General features: G+C 42.0%; 21 protein-coding genes and 1 pseudogene. 10 read left to right on the top strand and 12 right to left on the bottom strand.

Annotated features, from left to right (window positions below; all coding sequences use genetic code 11):
* Positions 1–6: 6 nt before the first annotated feature.
* Together murB and FFL34_RS10660 are read right to left on the bottom strand one after the other, a co-directional pair.
* Positions 7–930, bottom strand: coding sequence for a UDP-N-acetylmuramate dehydrogenase (gene murB / locus FFL34_RS10665; RefSeq protein ID WP_138603433.1), 924 nt, complete (start codon positions 928–930; stop codon positions 7–9).
* A gap of 183 nt (positions 931–1113) precedes the next feature.
* Complete coding sequence (locus FFL34_RS10660; RefSeq protein ID WP_138603432.1) at positions 1114–1494, bottom strand: YbaN family protein; 381 nt, start codon at positions 1492–1494, stop codon at positions 1114–1116.
* A 251-nt stretch (positions 1495–1745) separates the two neighbouring features.
* Between FFL34_RS10660 and FFL34_RS10655 the strand changes: the two genes are divergently transcribed.
* From FFL34_RS10655 to hisC, 9 genes and pseudogenes are all read left to right on the top strand, one after another.
* The gene (locus FFL34_RS10655) at positions 1746–2987 is read left to right on the top strand and encodes an ATP phosphoribosyltransferase regulatory subunit (RefSeq protein WP_138603431.1); all 1242 of its coding nucleotides are present in this window, start codon (positions 1746–1748) and stop codon (positions 2985–2987) included.
* A complete protein-coding gene (hisG, locus tag FFL34_RS10650) occupies positions 2988–3614 on the top strand; it encodes an ATP phosphoribosyltransferase (RefSeq protein WP_138603430.1) in 627 nt (208 codons plus the stop codon). It abuts the gene before it with no gap.
* A gap of 3 nt (positions 3615–3617) precedes the next feature.
* Positions 3618–4903, top strand: a pseudogene (gene hisD, locus FFL34_RS19030) (histidinol dehydrogenase).
* Entirely contained in the window at positions 4896–5480 is a 585-nt protein-coding gene (gene hisB, locus FFL34_RS10640) for an imidazoleglycerol-phosphate dehydratase HisB (protein WP_138603429.1), read from the top strand. The pseudogene hisD and the gene hisB overlap by 8 nt, the downstream one beginning before the upstream one ends.
* Before the next feature lie 15 nt (positions 5481–5495).
* A complete protein-coding gene (hisH, locus tag FFL34_RS10635) occupies positions 5496–6101 on the top strand; it encodes an imidazole glycerol phosphate synthase subunit HisH (RefSeq protein WP_138603428.1) in 606 nt (201 codons plus the stop codon).
* Positions 6098–6808 carry a 1-(5-phosphoribosyl)-5-[(5-phosphoribosylamino)methylideneamino]imidazole-4-carboxamide isomerase gene (gene hisA, locus FFL34_RS10630; protein ID WP_138603427.1) on the top strand — a complete coding sequence of 237 codons (711 nt, stop codon included), beginning with the start codon at positions 6098–6100 and terminating at the stop codon, positions 6806–6808. The genes hisH and hisA overlap by 4 nt, the downstream gene beginning before the upstream one ends.
* Complete coding sequence (gene hisF / locus FFL34_RS10625) at positions 6809–7567, top strand: imidazole glycerol phosphate synthase subunit HisF (RefSeq protein WP_138603426.1); 759 nt, start codon at positions 6809–6811, stop codon at positions 7565–7567.
* Between the two features lie 6 nt (positions 7568–7573).
* Positions 7574–8218 carry a bifunctional phosphoribosyl-AMP cyclohydrolase/phosphoribosyl-ATP diphosphatase HisIE gene (gene hisIE / locus FFL34_RS10620; protein ID WP_138603425.1) on the top strand — a complete coding sequence of 215 codons (645 nt, stop codon included), beginning with the start codon at positions 7574–7576 and terminating at the stop codon, positions 8216–8218.
* Complete coding sequence (gene hisC, locus FFL34_RS10615; protein ID WP_138603424.1) at positions 8211–9314, top strand: histidinol-phosphate transaminase; 1104 nt, start codon at positions 8211–8213, stop codon at positions 9312–9314. Before hisIE ends, hisC begins: the two co-directional genes overlap by 8 nt.
* Positions 9315–9396: 82 nt before the next feature.
* Here the strand turns inward: hisC and FFL34_RS10610 are convergent, their stop codons facing one another.
* The 10 genes from FFL34_RS10610 to fni form a co-directional block, all read right to left on the bottom strand.
* Entirely contained in the window at positions 9397–10188 is a 792-nt protein-coding gene (locus FFL34_RS10610; protein ID WP_138603423.1) for a SurA N-terminal domain-containing protein, read from the bottom strand.
* 228 nt (positions 10189–10416) lie between these two features.
* Positions 10417–11394 (bottom strand): siderophore ABC transporter substrate-binding protein, encoded by a 978-nt coding sequence (locus FFL34_RS10605; RefSeq protein WP_234031476.1) that lies wholly within the window; start codon positions 11392–11394, stop codon positions 10417–10419.
* 373 nt (positions 11395–11767) lie between these two features.
* A complete protein-coding gene (locus FFL34_RS10600) occupies positions 11768–12526 on the bottom strand; it encodes an iron ABC transporter ATP-binding protein (RefSeq protein ID WP_138603421.1) in 759 nt (252 codons plus the stop codon).
* Complete coding sequence (locus FFL34_RS10595) at positions 12526–13464, bottom strand: iron chelate uptake ABC transporter family permease subunit (protein WP_138603420.1); 939 nt, start codon at positions 13462–13464, stop codon at positions 12526–12528. Before FFL34_RS10595 ends, FFL34_RS10600 begins: the two co-directional genes overlap by 1 nt.
* The gene (locus FFL34_RS10590) at positions 13454–14410 is read right to left on the bottom strand and encodes an ABC transporter permease (RefSeq protein ID WP_138603419.1); all 957 of its coding nucleotides are present in this window, start codon (positions 14408–14410) and stop codon (positions 13454–13456) included. Before FFL34_RS10590 ends, FFL34_RS10595 begins: the two co-directional genes overlap by 11 nt.
* A gap of 299 nt (positions 14411–14709) precedes the next feature.
* The gene (locus tag FFL34_RS10585; RefSeq protein ID WP_138603418.1) at positions 14710–15435 is read right to left on the bottom strand and encodes a DsbA family oxidoreductase; all 726 of its coding nucleotides are present in this window, start codon (positions 15433–15435) and stop codon (positions 14710–14712) included.
* Positions 15436–15603: 168 nt separating this feature from the next.
* Positions 15604–15930, bottom strand: coding sequence for a hypothetical protein (locus FFL34_RS10580; protein ID WP_138603417.1), 327 nt, complete (start codon positions 15928–15930; stop codon positions 15604–15606).
* Positions 15931–16317: 387 nt separating this feature from the next.
* Positions 16318–18651 carry a nitric-oxide reductase large subunit gene (locus FFL34_RS10575; protein WP_138603416.1) on the bottom strand — a complete coding sequence of 778 codons (2334 nt, stop codon included), beginning with the start codon at positions 18649–18651 and terminating at the stop codon, positions 16318–16320.
* 421 nt (positions 18652–19072) lie between these two features.
* Positions 19073–19915 (bottom strand): MBL fold metallo-hydrolase, encoded by an 843-nt coding sequence (locus FFL34_RS10570; RefSeq protein ID WP_138603415.1) that lies wholly within the window; start codon positions 19913–19915, stop codon positions 19073–19075.
* A gap of 221 nt (positions 19916–20136) precedes the next feature.
* Positions 20137–21192 (bottom strand): type 2 isopentenyl-diphosphate Delta-isomerase, encoded by a 1056-nt coding sequence (gene fni / locus FFL34_RS10565; protein WP_138603414.1) that lies wholly within the window; start codon positions 21190–21192, stop codon positions 20137–20139.
* 174 nt (positions 21193–21366) lie between these two features.
* On the opposite strand from fni, the gene FFL34_RS10560 reads away from it, so the two are divergent.
* Positions 21367–21906: an HD domain-containing protein gene (locus FFL34_RS10560; protein ID WP_138603413.1), complete on the top strand. Its 540-nt coding sequence runs from the start codon at positions 21367–21369 to the stop codon at positions 21904–21906.
* Positions 21907–22029: the final 123 nt, after the last annotated feature.

The following is a 22029-nucleotide window of genomic DNA, read 5'->3' as shown; positions in this document are numbered from 1 at the left end:
AGCCCATTACCGATCGGAGTCTTCCCCGATAATCTTCACTTCACGTTCAAGATTGACATCAAACTTTTCTTTAACCGTTTTCTGCACATGGTGGATCAAATCAATATATTCTGTCGCCGTCGCACCCTCTTTATTAATAATAAAACCAGCATGCTTCAACGATACTTGAGCACCACCAATTTGCTGGCCTTGCAATTCACTGTCCTGAATCAATTTGCCGGCAAAATAACCCGGAGGCCGCTTAAACACACTGCCGCATGATGGATATTCCAGCGGCTGTTTAGATTCGCGCTTATAAGTGAGATCGTCCATCACCGCTTTAATCGCATCACCATCCCCCTCTTCCAGTGCGAACGTTGCTTCCAGAACAATATAACCTTTTTCCGGAATATTACTCGAACGATATGCTAAGTCAAGATCCTCAGCGGTCAGTGTAAGCAATTCCCCATGTCGATCCACAACAACAGTACTTACCAAAACGTCTTTAATTTCTCCGCCGTATGCTCCGGCATTCATAAAGAGTGCCCCACCGACTGTTCCGGGAATTCCACATGCAAATTCAAGTCCTGTTAACGAATGAGATAAAGCCTCCCGGGAAGCATCAATAATTCGGGCTCCGCTTTGGGCGATCATGTATATCCCATCTGTACTAATGTCAGTCAAACGGCCAAGATTCAGTACAATACCTCTGATTCCACCATCTTTAATAATCAGGTTGGATCCATTCCCAAGCAATGTAAATGGAATGTGTTCCTGATTGGAAAGTTTGACGATATCCTGAACTTCCTGATACGTTTCCGGCATCACATAATAATCAGCGTTACCACCCAAGCGTGTATATGTGTGGTCCTCCAAAGATTCATCAACTAAAACATTTTCAGCCGATGTTATTGCTATTAGTCGTTCATAAATCTGCTCATCATTCACCACAACTATCCATCCTTTACTATACTGCCTGCCATTTTATATTTTCAGTTCTATCCTAAAAGGCAATCAATTTACTGCTACTCTCTTACCGTTATACACAACCGTCGTTCCTTTGTATAACATTCATATTCATCGGAGATATTCCTTGTGCATGTATGAAAAAAGGTTGTTCCAAGAGCTTCTACTTCACTCCGGCTTACGCAATGTCTTCTGTTTAAGGATAAACCATGTAAAATAGCTCCCAATACCAAATAGAAAAAATTTCACCGACAATAATGGTATGACGAATAAAATACTGTACCCCATCGCTATCCATAACAGGGAAATCCCAATCATCTTAGCTTTTAAGGGAATTCCATTACCATTACGGTAATTCTGTATATAAGAACCAAAATATTTATTTGAAATTAGCCACGCATATAAACTTGGCGAGCTTCTCACATAACAAGCAGCCGCCAGCAGTAATAGCGGCGTAGTTGGAACAAGCGGGAGAATAATCCCAAGTACGCCAAGTACAAGTGAGACTGACCCAGCTATGATCAGAAATGCTTTTTTTAGCTGTTTCATCCCTAATCACCAACAATACAAATAAAATGATTTAACATGAGACTTCACTAAATGGGGTATTCTGCCCGTTAACAGGCGTTAAACACTACCAATCATTATAGCATCAACACTATAAAAATGCCTTCATTAATTATGGACTTAATTTGACTTTTTGGGTTGACAGTTAATGCAATACTCATTAGAATATTAAGTAACTTTACTTAAATAAAGTGATAAAGTAATAAAGAAACCGAACAGAATGGAGGTTTGCCATGGTTTCTTCTCAAATGGGTATCGAAAACAACGAGAGCACATCAAGACTTCTCATGAGAAACAGTCTTATTCCTTTACTAAAGAAGCGCTTTCGAACTTACGGCTATATCGAAACGTGTACGGGTACTTTCCAGGATTACGATTTGTATTCGACGGTTGTTGGAACAGTCCATAAACGCGATATGATTAAAACCATTGACCCATCAGGTGACGTTAGGGTTCTTCGTCCGGACGTGACAATCCCTATTGCACAACAAATGGCATCCAACGAAACAATGCCGCGACGTCAATTTTATGTTCAGGATGTATTCCGGGTATCCGGCGATAAGAACAGCCACAAAGCGTTGACACAGGCTGGCGTTGAATGTTTTGGCGAAAATACACATGAGAATGACGCTGAAATCATAGCCATGGCCGCACACATTCTTAAAGATCTTCAGTTCAATAAATTCAAAATCGTCATAAGCCATGCTAGTTTTTTCAGAGAACTACTTAACCAACTTCCAATCACACCGGAACAATCCAAGCAGTTGCAGGAGCTCATTCAGTCGAAAAACATGGCGGAGATAAGTCCTTTTCTTAAAAACTTACCGATTGGCGAAGAATTGGCAACAGCAGTTGAAGCAATACCGATGTTATATGGTAGCCCGGAACAAGTTCTTGCTAAAGCACAAACTATATCTATGAACAGCACAATGCAACAGGCGATTACAAATCTAAAAGCTATGTCATCCATTTTAAAAGCGTATGGCGTTGACGATGCTGTTGTATTCGATCTTGGAATGATCAATGACATGAACTATTATTCCGGGGTCATTTTTCAAGGCTATGTAACCGAATCCAGCAAACCTGTCCTAATGGGCGGACGATATAATGACCTGGTAGAGCAATTTGGCAAAAGGATGCCGGCCATCGGCTTTGGATGTTTTGCCGACCGTTTATTGGAGGCGCTGGAGAAAGACGGCAAGCCACCACAAATGGAAATTCCTGTTCAGCTTATCATTTATTATGATCAGGATAGCGTCAATCAAGCCTTATCAACTGCCGGTGCACTCCGGGATGACGGCTTCCGGGTAGTCACTGTGAACAACAACCGCGGTACCTATCCGGAAACGTCTCAGCTGGGAAACGCCGTTATTACAACAGACCATTGTCTTCTAAACCATCAGGGCAAACAGACAACTTTTCGAACAGTAGATGATCTTAAAACATTGTTGGAAATAGAAATGAGGGAGAATTGATTGGACTATCTTACATTAGCGCTGGCAAAAGGACGCACGGCTGAAGATTCTATCAATCTGCTAAATAAAGCAGGTATTCATTTCGATAGTTTGACAGAAGACTCGAGAAAATTAGTTTTCCACGACGATAATAACATGATTCAACTGATTTTCGTTAAGGCTGTCGACGTCCCTACATATGTGGAGAACGGCGCGGCAGACTTAGGGATCGTTGGCAAGGACAATATTATGGAAGAACAACCGGACATTTACGAGCTGCTTGATCTTCAGTTCGGCAAGTGCAAATTTGCAGTAGCAGGCTTTACAGGAACGGAACTGGATACAAATAAAACACTTATCGTCGCATCCAAATATCCGAATGCCGCCAAAAAGCACTTCCACCGAAAAGGTATCCCGATCCATACGATTAAGTTAAACGGATCAGTTGAACTCGCCCCAATCATTGGGCTATCAGATGTAATTGTGGACATCGTCGAAACCGGAAGCACGTTGCGCGAAAATGGTCTGTCCGTTTTAGAGGAAATGGAGGCAATTAGTACCCGGCTGATTGTCAATAAAGCTAGTTTCACCACCAAATCCGACAGCGTGCACACCTTCATTCATACGTTAAAAAATAGTTTGGAGTGACAAATGTTGAAAAAAGTAACAGCGAAACAATTCCGGCAGACGTATACGACGGCATCAGTCCAAACGCAAGACAGCCGTTTGGACGAAACAGTGCTCACCATTATTTCTGATGTCCGGAATAATGGGGATCGTGCGCTTTTCCGACTCACAGAGGAACTTGACGGTGTCAGTCTCAGCAATTTGCAAGTTACCGGGGATGAATTCCGAGAAGCAGAAATGGCTATAAGCCGGCAATTTAAAACAGCACTTGAGACTGCACGCAAAAATATCGAAGCCTTTCATGTCGAACAAAAGGAGCAGTCCTGGTTCATGAATCCGGATAGCGGCATAACATTGGGACAAAAGGTAACCCCTATCGAGCGTGTTGGTATTTATATTCCTGGTGGAAAGGCTGCCTACCCTTCATCTGTATTAATGAATGTGATTCCAGCAAAATTAGCCGGGGTTAGTGAAATCGCCATTACCACCCCACCCGATGAAAATGGAAATATCAGCCCCTATGTCTTGCTGCGGCCATGGAAGCAGGTGCTGATCATGTCTATAAAGTCGGGGGCGCACAGGCCATTGCCGCACTTGCTTATGGTTCAGAAACGATAAAGAGCGTTAATAAAATAGCCGGCCCTGGCAATGCCTACGTCGCCCGAGCCAAAAAGTGGGTATATGGGGATGTCGCGATCGATATGATTGCCGGGCCAAGTGAGATTTGCATTGTGGCTGATGATACAACAAATGCCGCGTTTGCTGCTGCCGACTTATTATCACAGGCGGAACATGACGAACAGGCAAGGCCGTTGTTGGTGACTCCGAGCGATGCGATGGCTAAAGCGATACAAGAAGAAATATCGAACCAGACAGAAAAACTGGAACGAAAAGCTACCATTCGCCAGTCTTTGGAACAGAACGGACACATCATTGTGACGGAAACACTTGCAGAAGCACTTGACACCGCCAATTTTATTGCACCGGAGCATTTACAGCTTATGATTGAGAAACCATTTGAAAGCTTACCATCCATCACGAATGCAGGGGCCATTTTTCTTGGCGATTATTCCCCTGAACCGCTTGGTGACTATGTTGCCGGTCCTAATCATACATTGCCGACAAGTGGAACAGCAGTCTTTTCGTCACCGCTTGGCGTATATGATTTCGTCAAAAAATCAAGCATTATTCATTACGATCAAGATGCATTGACCAAAGTTTCGCAAGCTGTCAGCACCCTTGCCGAAGCAGAAGGACTAACCGCACACGCGAATTCCGTGCAAATTAGAAAGGGGGAAAACCATGCGTAAACAAACGATGAGCCGTGAAACAGCGGAAACCAAAATCACCGCTGAACTTAGTCTCGATGGTACAGGGACATCAGATATTGCTACCGGCGTTGGTTTTTTTGACCACATGCTAATATTAATGACCAAACACGGACTTTTCGATTTGCACCTGTCATGTGATGGTGACTTGGAAGTTGATCAGCACCATACAGTTGAGGATACCGGCATCGTTCTTGGCCAGGCATTCAAACAAGCGATTGGTGATAAAGCTGGCATTAACCGCTATGCAACGGTGACAACACCAATGGATGAAGCGCTCAATTCAGTGTCAGTCGATATCAGTGGACGTCCCTATCTTGTCTGGCATGTCGACGGACTCAAAGATAAAGTAGGTGCATTTGATACGGAGCTTGCTGAAGAGTTCTTCCGGGCTTTCGTCAATCATGCCGGTATCACGCTGCACATAAACCTGCTTTACGGATCAAACAGTCATCATATCATTGAATCAATTTTTAAAGGATTCGGCCGTGCACTCGATCAAGCCACATGTCTTAATAACAGGATGAGTGGAATTCCATCAACGAAAGGATCCTTATAGAAGAGGGGAAATCATATGATTGCCATTATTGATTACGGAGCAGGTAACATCAAAAGCCTGCAATTTGCACTAACATCAATTGGTCTGGATGCCAAGCTGACGACTGAAGCAAGTGTCATCCGCAATAGCGACGGAATTATCCTACCCGGAGTCGGTGCTTTCCGTGACGCGATGGAAGCCTTGAGAAATCTGAACCTGACTGAATTGCTTCAGCGGGAGGCAGCAGCCGGTAAGCCATTAATGGGGATCTGCCTTGGCATGCAGTTGCTTTTTGACAAAAGTTATGAAGACGGGGAATGGCGTGGCCTCGGTCTCCTTCAGGGTACCGTTGACCGCATAAGCGGTGAAGTCAAAGTCCCGCATATGGGCTGGAACACACTGACGCACCATCAGGAAAGTTCGCTGCTCAACGGTGTTCCGGATGAATCCTATGTTTATTTTGTTCACTCCTATGCTGTCCGCTCGTATCCGCAACATCAGCTGGTCAGCAGCACGACGTATGGTGGATTAATCCCTGCCATCGTCCAGAAAGATAATTTGATCGGCATGCAATTTCACCCGGAAAAGAGCGGTAGAATTGGATTGCAATTACTGAAGAATGTTGGGGAGATGATAGCATGATACTACTTCCGGCGATTGACATTAAAGACGGCAACTGTGTCCGCCTCACACAAGGGGATTATAATCGGGAGCAGATTTATAGTAACGCACCTGCCGACATGGCTAAACAATGGGAACGAGAGCAAGCCGATTATTTACACATCGTTGACCTTAACGGTGCTAAAACCGGCACTGCTGCCAATGCTGAAACAATCCGGGAAATGGTCCGCTCTATTCATATTCCTGTACAAATCGGGGGTGGCATCCGTTCCATGGACACTATCGACGCATATATAGAAGCTGGTGCTGACAGAGTTATTATTGGGACGGCCGCCATTAACGACAGGGATTTTTTAAACGAAGCGGTCACTGCCTATCCTGACAAAATCGCTGTGTCCATTGATGCACGAAATGGCCATGTCGCTATTGACGGATGGACGGAAACGAGTGATGTAAAGGCATCGGAGTTAATCAAAGAGCTTGAGTCTTCCGGAATACAAACCATCATATATACAGACATTTTGAAAGACGGCATGTTGAAGGGTCCAAATTTTCAAGAACTTAAGACCATCAATGAGCTAACAAGCATCAACGTCATTGCTTCAGGCGGTGTATCCAGTGTATCAGATGTACAAAGGCTCAAGGAGATGGATCTGTATGGTGCGATTATCGGTAAAGCATTGTATGACGGGACTCTATCATTTAAAACAGTACGGGAGGAAACGTAAATGCTAGCGAAACGAATCATCCCATGCATGGATGTTGATAAAGGACGTGTTGTCAAAGGGCACAAGTTCCAAAATATACAGGATGTTGCCGATCCGGTTGAACTCGCCAAACGGTACAATCAATCCGGTGCCGATGAACTAGTCTTCTATGACATAACCGCATCAAATGAAAATCGACCATTATTTCTGGAAGTTGTCGAAAAAGTAGCAGCGGAGATTGCTATCCCATTTACGGTTGGCGGCGGTATCCGCAGCATTGAAGATATTTACCAGACACTCCGAAGTGGCGCAGACAAAGTGTCTATCAACAGCTTAGCCGTGAAAAACCCTGACCTAATACGGGAAGCAGCGTTGAAATTCGGCAGCCAATGCATTGTCTTATCGATTGATGCCAAACAATTGGACTCGGGAAAATGGCATACTTTCATTAAAGGTGGCCGGGAAGATACCGGTATCGATGCAGTTGCATGGGCTAAAGAAGGAGAGCGACTTGGTGCAGGTGAAATTGTCGTAAATGCTATTGACACAGATGGCGACAAAAACGGATACAATCTGGAGCTTACGAAGGCAATCACCAGCAATGTCAACATTCCTGTTGTCGCCAGTGGTGGCGCCGGATCAAAGTCTCATATACTAGAGGTACTAACAAAGGCTGATGCCGACGCGGCTTTAGCAGCTTCTGTCTTTCATTATAACGACATCAACATTCCGGAACTGAAAACGTTTTTGGACCAAAACGGAATTTCCGTCAGGAGGTAACAGCGTATGTACAACGAACAGCTTAACAAAATCACATTTGACGAGCAGGGCCTTGTACCTGCCATTATCCAGGACGTCGTAACAGGCAAGGTACTGACTCACGCGTACATGAACAAGGAATCACTCGAAAAAACATTAGCAACCAATGAAACATGGTTCTATAGCAGGAAACGCCAGCAACTCTGGCATAAAGGGGAAACATCAGGTAACAGGCAACAGGTTAAGGAAATTCGCTATGATTGTGATGCGGATGCACTTCTGGTGACAGTAGAGCCAATGGGACCAGCCTGCCATACCGGAAAGCCTACATGCTTCCATCATACACTGAAAGAAAACGACGCGGCTGAACAAATGACCCCCAGTGAACTGGCTGATCTTATCAGGAAACGCCGTAAAGAAGCTGAGGAAGGGTCCTATACCACGTATTTGTTTACGGAAGGTATTGATAAAATCCTTAAAAAAGTCGGCGAAGAAACAAGTGAAGTCATCATTGGTGCCAAAAATAACAGCCATGATGAAATGGTGTGGGAAATTGCCGACCTTACTTACCACACACTTGTCCTGATGGAGTTAATGGGGGTCTCTATCACCGATATCCAGCAAGCTCTGGCCGAACGTCATGCGGTAAAGGAAGGTACCAAACATGCATAAGTTCTGGAGCGAAACCGTCAAACGGACTGAGCCATATGTACCGGGAGAACAACTAAATGATTCCGACATCATTAAGCTGAATACGAATGAAAACCCTTATGGACCATCGCCTAAAGTAGTTGCGGCAATTCAATCCGAACTAACACGAAAACTACAATTGTATCCATCACCAAGCGCTGATAAGCTCCGAAGTGATATTGGGCAATATTACGGACTTGATAAGGATCACATTTTTGTCGGAAACGGTTCTGATGAAGTACTCGCCTTTTCATTTATGGCTTTTTTTGAAACGGATGCCCACATACGGTTTCCGTCGATTACGTATAGCTTTTACCCGGTCTATGCTAAGCTTTTTAATATTCCATACGACGAAGTTCCATTAAACCGTGACTTTTCTATTCCGGTGGCGTCTTTTTTCCAATCAGAAGGCGGCGTCATCATCGCCAATCCTAATGCACCAACAGGATTATATCTCGATATAGATACAGTGGAAGAAATCGTTGCAAATAATCCCGATCAAGTGGTTATCATTGATGAGGCGTATATTGACTTTGCACCTGCTTCGGCCGCGTCCCTTGTAGAACAATATCCAAACTTACTCGTTGTTCAGACGATGTCCAAATCCCGTTCACTGGCTGGACTCCGTGTCGGATTCGCCATCGGACACCCGGAACTCATTGAAGCACTCATACGTATTAAAGACTCTTTCAATTCCTATACAATGGATCGGTTGGCCATTGCCGGTGCCGAAGCAGCTATAAACGATGTTACCTACTTTCATAAAACAACAAATCAAATCATCGAAACGCGAGAGTGGCTGATTCCTGAAATGAAAAAACGCGGATTCACCGTGCTGCCATCCGCGGCCAACTTCATTTTTGCCTCTCACTATAAAGTGACGGGAGAAACACTTTACCGGGAATTAAAACAGCAAAAGATCTTAATCCGGCATTTTCAAAAACCGGCTGTCTCCAATTACGTGCGCATTTCCATTGGCACAGATGAGCAAATGAACCAATTGCTTACTGCCATCGATTCGATTATTACACCGCAGATGACGAACCAAAGCACAAGCACTGGTGCTAGACGTAACTGACTGTGATTATATTTTCAGCTAGCTTAATAATTCGTCTACCAGAAAGAAACCAGGTTCCTAAATAGAACCTGGTTTTTCACTATTACAGATTAACGGTTACGTCAGCATCTTTACGGAGTTTTTCTACAATCGTTTGCAGCTCTTGTTGTTGCTTCTGGTTTTTAATCGCTTGTTTCAATTCCGATTTTTTCTCATCGAATGAAGCTATTTCTTTATCTTCTTCTTTATTTTCCCCATCTTTATCGTCCTTGTCATTCTTTTGCGCTTGTTGTTGTTGTTTCTTCCATTGGTCATATGCTTCCTTTATTTCCTTTTCCGTCGGCTCTATACCGCCGGATTCTTCAGCAACCAGTTTGTCTACTTTGACCTGTGTCTTAACCTGAGAAACAACTTCCTTTTCCTTCATCCCTTGTTCTTCAAAATTACTTAGCATTTTGTCTTTTGACTCCATGCCAAACTGCTTCACCATATCATTTAGTTTTTCATCCACGTCTTTGTCAGATGCGCTATAATCACGATTGTTTGCCTCTTGAATAAGCAGCTCGTTATTGACCATGAGATCTGCTATCTGCTTTTTCATTTTATCTTGGTCTAGCTTCTGCCCGGTTAGCTGTGACTGCATTGCCATTTGTTGAAAATTACTTTGATACATAGACTTGAATTCTTGCTTCTTGATTTCTTCACCGTTCACCTTGGCAACAACGTCAGGTATGTTTTTCAAATCAGGTTTTGGCATGTCCTGCTGCTGGGAGGCTTGTCCATTTTCATTGTCACCTTTATCCTGCTTATCATCTGAACCCTCATCATCACCGCCACATGCTGCGAGCACAACCGCCAGTGACAGCGCTATAAGTGACATTAATAATTTTTTCATAGCTGATATTCCCTCATTTCTTTCATTGTTACTTTATTCAAACATATTTTATGGGGATGGCGCAAGTTTTATTATATACAGATGATTTGTGGGATTCCCAGCCCGACAATGGCTCTGGGGAGCATTAACATTTTGTTTACAAATTCCTGTTAAATTTACTTTAATTTGCCGCATTTTAGTTTTAATTAGAAAAGAAGCAAGAGATTCATTCCCTTGCTTCTTTGTTTTCTATTCCAGTCCATTGTCAACTTCTTTAATCATTTCTTCCATCGATAGCAGACCGCCACCGGAAAGATACCATACATTCGGATTTAAATAAATGATATTGTCATTTTCAGCAGCCTTCGTTCCATTTACAAGCTCATTATCAAGTACTTCACTGGCAACTGTGTCGCCACCAATAGCTTTATACCGATCAATAACAAACAAATAATCCGGGTCTTGTTCGGCGACATATTCAAACGTCACTTTCTGACCATGCGTCGATGCTTCAATGTTCTCATCTGCTGGTTGAACGCCAAACACATCATGAACTAGACCAAAGCGTGATCCGGGACCATATGCACTAATTTTCCCACCGGTTGATAAGACAATGAGACCTTTTTTGTCATTGTCAGAAGTCTTATCCTGGAGGTCTTGAATGGATTGTTTGATGTCATCCAGTGCTTGATTGGCCTCGTCTTCCTTCTCAAAGATTTTCCCGAGCGTTTTTGTGTTTTTCGTAAATGAATCCATATAATTTTTATTATCTATACCTACGTAGATAGTAGGTGCAATTTTACTTAATTCTTTATAAGCGTCAGACTGTCTGCTGGAAATAATAATCAGCTCGGGCTGCAGTTCATTGATTGCTTCAAAGTCGGGTTCAATTAAACTGCCAACATTCTTATATTCCGAACCCTCATACTTCGATAAGTATTCCGGGAGAGCACTTCCTTTTGCAACACCTTTAACTGGAACGTCCAGCTTATCAAGGGTCTCCAAAGCACCATAGTCAAACACTACGACATTTTCCGGATTTTTCGGAACGTCTGTGCTATCCAGTTCATGATCGACTGTGATCGTTTCCTTTGCGGATTCTTTATTATCTTTATCTGATGAATCATTGGAATTGCTGGACGAATTGTCAGAATCACTAGAGCCACAAGCTGCCAAAGCTACCGTTAAAAGAATAACTAGTAAAAATACCGATATTTTCTTAAACACCTTAATCACCTCAAAGTAATTTTTTATATTAGCATAACTGCCTGCATTATTTATGCCATACGCTCTCGATGTCTTATGTATCATCGATGTACCCGAGCACCCGTCCTCCTTTTCAATGAAAGTACTAGCCTTACCTGTAATGACATTGATAATCATTATCAATGATGTTGGAAAAATAAACCCTTGTAGAAGGGCAATTCAATCATCCAGTTACTTAAACAATAGGTATCCTTTAACTAAGTCTGTACTGGATTGAAATTGATTATCAATATCACTGTTTTATACAATATCACTTGTCTCAACAAACGTCAATAGAAAATTCACTACATTTTTGAAACTAATTGGGCGTTGTTCTTGTCTGTTGCGATAGGCTTTACGTATGATAGATACAAATCCTGTTGTTGTTAATGGTTTCGATTTGGATGTCCATATCATATACTTCTTTTAACACCGTTTGTTGAATAATCTCCTCTGTGGTGCCTCCTTTTACAACCTTCCCATCCTTTAATGCAATAATGTGATCGGAATAACAAGAAGCAAAATTAATGTCGTGCAGAACAATTACGACTGTTTTCTGTAGTTCATTCACCATTTTTCTTAGTGCTTTCATTATTTCGACCGAGTGACTCATATCCAAATTATTGAGTGGTTCGTCTAAAAGGATATATTCTGTGTCTTGTGCGAGTACCATCGCTATATAGGCCCTTTGTAGCTGCCCACCGCTTAGTTGATCAATATATTTATTTTGCATACTTTCTAACCTCATGTAATGCAATGCGTCATTTACATGCTTCCAGTCTTCTTCGGTTAACCTTCCTTGTGAATAGGGAAATCGGCCAAAACAGACCAAATCCTTGATTGTAATGCGGATGTTAATATTATTCGATTGTTTGAGAATAGATATCTTTTTGGCTAGATCATTACTTTTGTTTTCTCTTATGTCTGTTCCGTCAACAACAATCTCACCACTATCCTTACTGATCAGCCGACTGACCATGGATAATAGTGTACTTTTCCCCGCACCATTCGGGCCAATAAACGAGGTGATTTTTCCCTTTTCTATGTTGACAGAAACATCCTCCACTACTTTCTTCTGACCATACTGTTTGGTAACATTTTTAACTTCTAGCATTACTTACTCTCCTTTAAAAGCAGATAAAGAAAATACAACCCGCCAACAAGATTGATAATAACACTAACAGATGTTGAAAAACTAAATACACGTTCAACCAGCATTTGCGCCCCTACCAAGGAAATAATGCTAATGAAAATCGAACCCGCGAATAAAAATTTGTGTTGATAGGTCCCCATAAAATGGTAAGTGATGTTGGCTACCAACAATCCTAAAAACGTGATAGGGCCAACCAATGCGGTTGATATGGACACAAGGACAGCAATAATCATTAACAATCTCTTGACTATGGCATCATAGCTCACCCCTAAATTAATTGCTTGTTCCTTTCCTAATGACAAAACATCTAAGTATTTGATAAAACGTAAGAAATATAATCCAATCAGCACTACGCTCACAGAAGAAATGAAGAGCAACTGTGTATTTACATTGTTAAAACTTGCAAACATGGAGTCCCTTACGACAAGAAACTCGTTCGGATCAATCAATATCTGCATGAACGAAGATACACTTGAAAACAATGTTCCCATAATCAGACCAACAAGCAGTAAATAATAAATGTTTTGCCCTTCTCGTTTAAATAAAAACGTATACAATAAAGCAGAAAATACTAACATCAAGCCAACAGAAATCAAAAAATGGATGTTACTATTCATCATCGTTAATGTACTGGCACCAAAAATGAACACAACAATGGTCTGAATCAGCATGTATAAAGAGTCTAATCCGATGATGTTAGGCGTCAAAATTTTATTATTGGTGATCGTTTGGAAAATAATCGTCGACACACCAATCGAACTACCTGTAAGGATGATAGCGATTATTTTATTTATACGTCTTGGTAATACGTAATCCCAATAGCCTCCGATATCAATAAATAGAAATAACGAAATCATTGCTGCTGTGATGGTTGCAAGAATAATAAGTTTAGCTTTCATGAGCGTTTCTCCCCAATAACAAGTACAGGAAAATTCCACTGCCGATAACACCAATCGTTAGGCTGATTGAAATTTCATACGGATAAATAATAATGCGACCCAATATATCGCAAAACAATACAAATACCGCTCCCATAGCGGCGGTAGGAAAAATACTTTTCTTAATATTATCCCCGCGAAAAATGGTAACAATATTCGGCACAATCAGACCTAAAAAGGGCAGGGTTCCTACAGTGAGTATCACGATTGAGGAGACAAACGCGACAATGATTAGTCCCAGGTTAATAACCCGTTTGTAATTCAAGCCAAGGTTCACCGCAAAGTCCTCACCCATGCCTGCCAAAGTAAAACGATTAGCAAACAAATACGCCAGAATAATTGCCGGAATACTGATATATAAAAGTTCATAGCGCCCTTCAATCACCATGGAAAAGTCACCATGTAACCAAGACGAGATACTCTGTATAAGGTTGTATTTTAGCCCAAAAAAGGTTGTAATCGAACCGACGATATTCCCGAACATCAGACCAACAAGTGGAATAAAAATCGTGTTCTTAAATTTAATGTGATCAAGAATCTTCATAAATATAAATGTACCTGCCAACGCGAAGGCAAAGGCGACGGCCATTTTTTCCAACATGCCTGCAGCAGGAAAAACAAGTAAGGAGACCAACACGCCGAGACGCGCAGAATCCATGGTGCCCGCAGTTGTCGGTGAAACGAATTTATTCCTCGTTAATTGCTGCATAATCAAACCACATATACTAATACTGCTTCCCGCTATTAAAATACTAATCAAGCGTGGCAGTCGACTCACGGTTAAAACTTGTAGCTGATCCTGCGTTAAGTGGAAAATATCCAATGGTGATATGCTCGTAACACCGACAAACAGCGATATAAAAGATAATACAATCAACGCAATGACAAGCAAATAGCCTTTTCTCATCCCATTCCCGTTCCCTTGCTGATACAGCGTATTAATCCCTAACAACTAAAAGACTGTATGTTTGATTAGTGATATGGTCATTCCCATCAATAAAAGGTTCTACATATATACTTCTTACCTGTCGTATGTAGTGTTTTGATATTGAAAGCAAAAACTTGCTAGTTTAAACCATGATATTGAGAATCATTATCACAAACTATTTATATCATTATCCTTTAATTGTGTCAAATTGACTACCTTATAAACAAAAAACAACCTCCCATGAAGCAATCCGCTTCCCGGAGGTTGTTATATGAGTACTAATCATCTTCTTCAATTTTACAGCCTTCATCAGTACAGTATGTTGTTTTTGACTTTTTAGGGGTCAGTGATTGCAGGGAAGGTTCCGATTGTTCCTCTTCCCATACTTTTTCAAGCACCTCTTTAAATACGTCCAGTGGTTGTGCACCGGATAATGCATATTTACTATTAAACACAAAGAACGGAACACCTTGTACACCCAGTTGAGCCGCTTCTTTCTCGTCAATCCGGACATCGTCTGCGTAGTCATTTCTTTTCAACAATGCACGTACGTTGCCGCGATCAAGACCAGCATCGGCAGCTAGCCTAGCTAATGTATCATGGTCACTTATTCGTTCAGAATCAGTGAAATACGCACGAAGCAGACGTTCCGTGACAGCATGTTCTTTCCCTTTATTTTTTGCATATTGTGCTACTCGATGTGCATCAAATGTATTTGTGTGCTGCATCGTATCAAAGTTATACGTCAAACCCAGCTCATTCGCCTGACGTCCAAGTTCTTCGCTTGATTTTCTGGCCTCTTCAACACTCATGCCAAATTTCTCGGCCATCAGTTCATGAATCGATTTACCGGGGTTCCTCTCAGCATTCGGATCAAGTTCATAGCTGTTATAAGTCACTGCTACCTTCTTTTTATGTGGAAATTGATCCAAGGCCAGTTCCAGGCGACGCTTGCCAATATAACAGAATGGACATATAAAGTCAGACCATACCTCTATATCCATGGAGCCACCTCTTTTCTATTAGCTATTTTAGCACAGCCCTAACCCCTGTCGGAAATATCGTGCTTGCGTATAACACGAATCAAGCGGCGGCTCATGGAAAAGGGCACTCATAACTCGAATCAGCAACCGAATGATGCGGTGGCTCGCGAGTAAGCTCAGAGGAGACTATCACTTATTTCTCTCAAGCTCGATATTTCTTTGCATTTTCATTTTCTCTATACGATGATACATCATCACTTTTCTCGCTTTTTCCACATAATCTTCACTTACTTTTATATATACCGGACTTTCCTTATATCCAAATTGGTAGAAATTTTTCCAGTTATATGGAATTTGATACTTGATTGGAATTTTTTTGTGTTTTAGTAACCAATAATATTCATTTGCCTCACTTAAATTTGACTCGCTGCCACTATAGACTGTTCTGTATTTCTTATCATCTCTAAACATAAATAGCAGCAGGGCCGCTGCCACAATAGCTATGAATTCAAACATAATCAGTCCCTCTTTATCATCCTATTGTTTTCGATTACCTACTCCGTTCATTTGCCAACTTCATACCACTCGCTACTTATAGTCTTTCCAAGGTCCGGATTACTAAAACATCGCTGAGATACAATGATACTGCTTTTGTAGATGTCAAAGCATGATTTAATTGCAAATAAATGTTTATGCAACCCCCACAGTCTCAACTCGTGAGCTTGAAGTGTAGTCTTACTACTAAGTATATGCGGCATAACCTCCCTGAATCCGTTCTTTCTTCATTAGAAGGTCTCGCCATTCGTTTCACCGAGTGCCAAAACTTATAAGGTCTTCCAAAATGTATACTTTTTCACGTAAAAAAGAGGCAGTGACCAAACGGCCGTTGCCTCCACAGTTCTGTTAATCTTCTTCAGGAATGCTGTCCCCGCCATGATACGATGGTTTTTTCAGGTGGAACATGACTTTTACAATAAATATAATCAGGATAACAACACCCACAATAAAAATTGTATCGGGGATAGCCCGTATAAGCATCAGATTCTGAATGACGTCTTGTTGAAGGAAGTCGCTTGTTCTTGATGCCCAATATCCATTAACAAAGGATTCCTTGAGCTGTATAAATCCAATCGGGGTCAAGGCAACAAAAACCATCCCGAACAATCCGATATTTAATAACCAGAATGACCACTTCAGCCAGGTATCGTTCCATTTTTCAGGTTTAACGATATTTCTTAGCGAGTATAGTAGTACGGCAATAGCAAACATACCATAGACACCCATCATGGCGGCATGGGCGTGTGCAGGAGTTAACTGTTGACCGTGCTCAAAGTAGTTGACGACAGGAAGATTAATAAGAAATCCTGTAACGCCGGCTCCAACAACGTTCCACAAAGAAGTTGCAATCAAGAACCAAAAGGTGAGTTTATATGGAAATTTAACGCCACCGGTTTTCATCATTTTGTAGTGTTCATAAGCTTCCAGAACAAGCAGTGTCAAGGGTATAATTTCCAGTGCGCTGAACACGGCCCCGACGGCAATCCATGCTTCCGGTGAACCGTTGTAGTAATAATGATGCCCAATGCCAAGCACACCGGTTCCTAGCAACAATATAATTTGAAAATAAAACATGCGAATAACAGAAGACTTCGTTACGAGTTTCATACTTACAAGCATAAATCCGATTATAACAACAGCGAATACTTCAAAGATGCCTTCCACCCACAAATGGACAACCCACCAACGCCAGTAATCCGCCATGGTAAAGCTCATTTCCGGGTTAATGAAAAATGCAAAAAAGTAAAAGGCAGGCACAGCTATGGAAGCGTAAAACAACAGGTGGATCAATCCGCCCTTGTCACGTTCTTTTTGCAAACCTCCACGTATACCTCTAAATACGATAAGCAGCCATATGCCCATGCCAATCGCAAAAGCTATTTGCCAAATACGTCCCAGTTCAAGGTATTCCCAGCCTTGATGACCCAACAAGAACCATAGATTGCCGAGATAGCCGTTGACACCTAGCCATTCACCAACCATGGATCCACCAACAACAATAACCAACGCCCAGAACAATATATCTACCAATTTTCCTTGGCGTTTTGGTTCGAGTCCACCTACATTCGGTGCAAAATAGATACCTAGTCCCAGCCAAGATGTGGCAATCCAGAAAATGGCGAGCTGCAGATGATAGCCTTTTGCCATACCAAATGGCAGCAGATCATAAATCCATTTGATACCAAAGAATGAATCCGGTTCAGTATAATAATGTGCCAGTAAAGCACCGAGCATGACCTGGATAAAAAACATCACACCAACCAGTAAAAAGAATTTGGCGGATTTCACCTGAGAGACAGTTACCTTTTTCTTACTTAAATTAAATGTAGGATAACTATCTTTGGTAAAGGCCGGTTCCATGCCGAAATGATATTTATAAAAGATGTATAAAATAATTGCAACAAACAGGGCGAGAATGGTGATGCTCACACCACTCCATAAGATTGCGGAATAAGACATCGTATTTCCGGCATCTTCATAAAATGGCCAGTTATTTGTATAAGAGATATCGTCTCCGATACGATTCGTGCTAGAGATCCATGCCGTCCAGAAAAAGAAATCAGAAATTTGTTCAATTTGATCTCCGTCAGCTACATAAGCGCGATTCGTTTCCGGCATATCTTGTTCTTGAATTAGATTGGCCTTTAATCCCCAACCATCACCATTTTCAAATACCTCACGATAATAAGCCTCGACCTGATTAATACCATACACTTGTGCATCAGTTACATATAACTTATTATCATCCTCGTTAAATCGGTTCTCACGCATTTCAGAAATGACTTTATCTTTTATAATTGCAGCTTCCGACTGCGATAAATCCGCATAATCCGTACCATAATCCTCTTTTGCATAATAATCCTGCATGCCTTCTGTATATACTTTTAATGCTTCTGCAGTGTAATCAGGACCCATGTATGACCCGTTCCCAAGTACAGTGCCGTAATCCATTAAGCCGTATTTTTGAAAGACAGCCTGCCCTCCCTTGATGGAATCCTGTGTCATAACGACCGTTCCATCGGATGCTATCACCTCCAGCGGTCGCGGTGCCTGATTCTTAAAAATCCAGTAACCCCCAACGATCAGTGCCGTAAAACTTAGTACAAGCGTAATGATTGTAATTGATTTAAGCAATCCATTCACTGTGGTAGGTTTCTGATTTTTTCTCATCTTACTCATCCCTCTCTAAATTTGTGATGTTATTCACATATGTTAACTATAGTAATATAGAAATTAGCTACTCACTCACCCCCAGTTGCATGCATGTATTTGCAAGTTTATTTACATGCATTATCTTTCTGTATCTTTACTGTACAGTATTTGAACGGAAAAAAATTTGACGTATATCAGTTTTTCCTATTTGTAAGATGTAAGTGATGTAAATTTCAACTTTTGTTCACAAATAACAATTTATAAGGAATAACACTCAAAAAGTCTACAAAATCCAAGCCTCTATTTTAATAGTTAAATAGAGGCTTGGATTAAACCTAATCAGATGGAACAAGGAATTGTATGAATCCCAGCTGGCTGCAAGCTTTTCCGTTAGTATAGTTTCAATGTTAAAGAAATCGGCGTTGTGCCGATTTCTGCAATTCCTAAGTTAGTGATACTTTGTGTCTTCAACATAGCGTCCATAATCCGGTTTTGCCGTTTGGTCAAATGTTTCGACAAGGTGCTTTAGCCCTTCTTGTAATGCCTCTTTTTGCATAGCAGTCCCATGACCCGGAACTACCGTATCAGGCTTTAAGGCTTCCAATGTCTCAACCGACTTTTTAGCGGCCTCCCAATCAGTTGTCAAATACCGTGGCGGGCCATTCACTTCACTCGTTTGCATGAGTACGTTATAAAATGAGTCCTGCCTTACCGTAATGAACGCATCACCCGAAAGCAACATGGCATCTCGTTCACGGTAAAATGAAACATGGCCGGGCGAATGTCCTGGCGTATGAATCCACTGCCATTCCTTCAACCCCGGAACAGGTTTTACAGCACTGCTTAGGTTAATTGGTTTGTTTGGATAGTATTTCGATATTTTCGCCAATAAACCACCCTCAACGCCCGGATCAGGTTCCGGATAGCTCTTTTCACCAGTCAAATATGGGATTTCTTGTTCATGGGCATAGACAGGCACGTCCCATTCCTGTACTAATTCAACTAACCCACCCACATGATCAAAATGTCCGTGCGTTAGAATGATGGCTGATGGTCTGCTATCCTCCCCAAAACGCGTGGCTGCTTCATAACGGATTTCATCAGCGGACTTGGGTAATCCAGCATCCACCAGCACCCATTCCCCGCTATCCGGATATCCGATAAAACTAATGTTCACGATTTGATCTGTGTAATAAAACACGTCCGGAGCAACCGCCTCACCTGTTCCATTAGTAATAGATGTCATTGGAATTACTTTACTGTCTTCAGACTCATACATTTCTTCATCCATAGAAAAACCTCCTTCATTGTGTAGGATTTGAAGTCTGGCGAATAATAAACCATGAATTTCTAAACCACTGATGACATTTTCTGGCTGCGGCGCTGGATGAAATGATGATCTTTGGCGTTTTCACTTTAAACTTTGGTGTTTTTGACGTTAACTTTGGCGTTTCCGTGCCAAACTTTGGTGTTTTTCCATTAACACAAAAAACTGCCCACAATCGTGAGCAGTTAGTCCTCAAGCAGCGATTTCCCCATAATGGAAACACGCTTCGTATTTTTTAAATCGTCCATTGTTTTAGCACCAATGCCGAACATCGTCATTTTCAGTTCAAGTTCAATCTGTTCCATCGTTTGCATGACTGCTTCATCTGATTCAGTCGCAGCCTGGAGCAATTTACGGGCAAACCCAATGACATCTGCACCAATTGTCAGTGCTTTCGCGGCATCGACACCGGTCTTCATACCGCCACTGGATACGACCGGAACAGGAACATCCTCCAGCGCACTTCTAACCGATACAATGCAATCTTTTGTCGGAATTCCCCAGTTATTGAACGCCTCCGCTGCAGCCTTTTTCAGCGGATCATTGGAGCGGAGTTTTTCCACTTGGCTCCAAGATGTTCCCCCGGCGCCAGCTACATCAATATAGGAAATGCCGGCATTATATAATTTTTTGGCGATGGTTCCATCGATTCCAAAGCCAACCTCCTTAGCACCAACCGGAACATCCAGTGCGGAACAGACCTTTTCAATTTTCGGCAACAGGTTTTCGAAATTCAAATCGCCTTCATCCTGTACTGCTTCCTGAAGCGGGTTAAAATGAAGCACAATCGAATCAGCACCGGTCAACTCCACAATACGACGGCACGCCTCAGCACCATAGCCATAATTCAGCTGGACAGCACCCAAATTAGCTATAAGAGGAACGGACGGTGCGTGCTTTCGTATTAAAAATGATTCCTGGTGTGCATCGCTTTCCAAAAGTGCCCGCGTTGAACCAAGTGCTACCGCCCATCCTTTTTCTTCAGCCGCTTTCGCTAAGTTTTGGTTGATTTGCGCTGCAAGTTCTGAACCGCCAGTCATGGAACTGACCAGAAATGGCGCTTTGATTGGCTTGTCCAGAAAATGGGAACGCAAATTGATATCAGCAAAATTAATCTCCGGCAACGCATTATGTATGAATGATATCCCTTCTAGTCCAGTTGACTTATCGACACCTTCCACATGATCTTCCAGGCAGAGCCGAATGTGTTCGGTCTTTCGCTTATTGATTCCTTCATCCATGTTTACACTTCCTAACCCTGTATCATTACTATCGTTGTAGTTATTAAGCATTTTTCACTATTCTTATCATATCAATAACTTACACAAAAATAAACTGAATAGAAACACACCGCCCTTTGTCTATCCCTTTCATCCCTGCTATACTGATTTCAATCTAGGCGAGGAGGAAAACAAATGAAAAATTTGGCTAAGGCGTTTGCCGAAAAGGCTCATGCGAACCAGACGCGCAAAGCCTCTAATGAACCCTATATCACGCACCCTATCCGTGTAGCACACCGGCTGGAGGCAGCGGGGTTTAGTGAGGAGCTAGTCTGTGCCGGCTATTTACATGATGTCGTGGAAGATACGCCGTACGAGATAGAAGATATTGTCGACCGATTCGGGCCAAGGGTTGCTGAACTCGTATCCGCTCATACAGAAGATAAATCAAAATCATGGCAGGAGCGTAAGCAGCACACTATTGACACAGTAAAAAGTGCCGAGGAAGAAATGAAATACCTAATCATAGCTGATAAGTTGGATAACTTGCTATCCATGGAAAAAGAATTTCACCGGCAAGGGCACAAGCTGTGGAATCATTTTCACTCAGGATTTGACCAGCAAAAGTGGTACAATCAATCAATTGCCGAAAACATGTATACAGGTCTTCCTGATCACAAAACACCTGATTACTTCCATGAATTCGCCCATGCCATGAAGCGGGTATTTGGATGAATGGTCTCTCGCGGATGGCGAACGTTGACCTGGAAGTTCACGGAATTTGGCGTTTTTATGTTGAACTTTGGCGTTTTTGAACCGAACTTTGGCGTTTTTGACGTTAACTTTGGCGTTTCCACC

Source organism: Lentibacillus cibarius (assembly GCF_005887555.1).
Classification (GTDB): domain Bacteria; phylum Bacillota; class Bacilli; order Bacillales; family Amphibacillaceae; genus Lentibacillus; species Lentibacillus cibarius.
The sequence above is the reverse complement of the archived record's forward strand: the minus strand, read 5'-3'. Positions and strand labels throughout refer to the sequence as shown.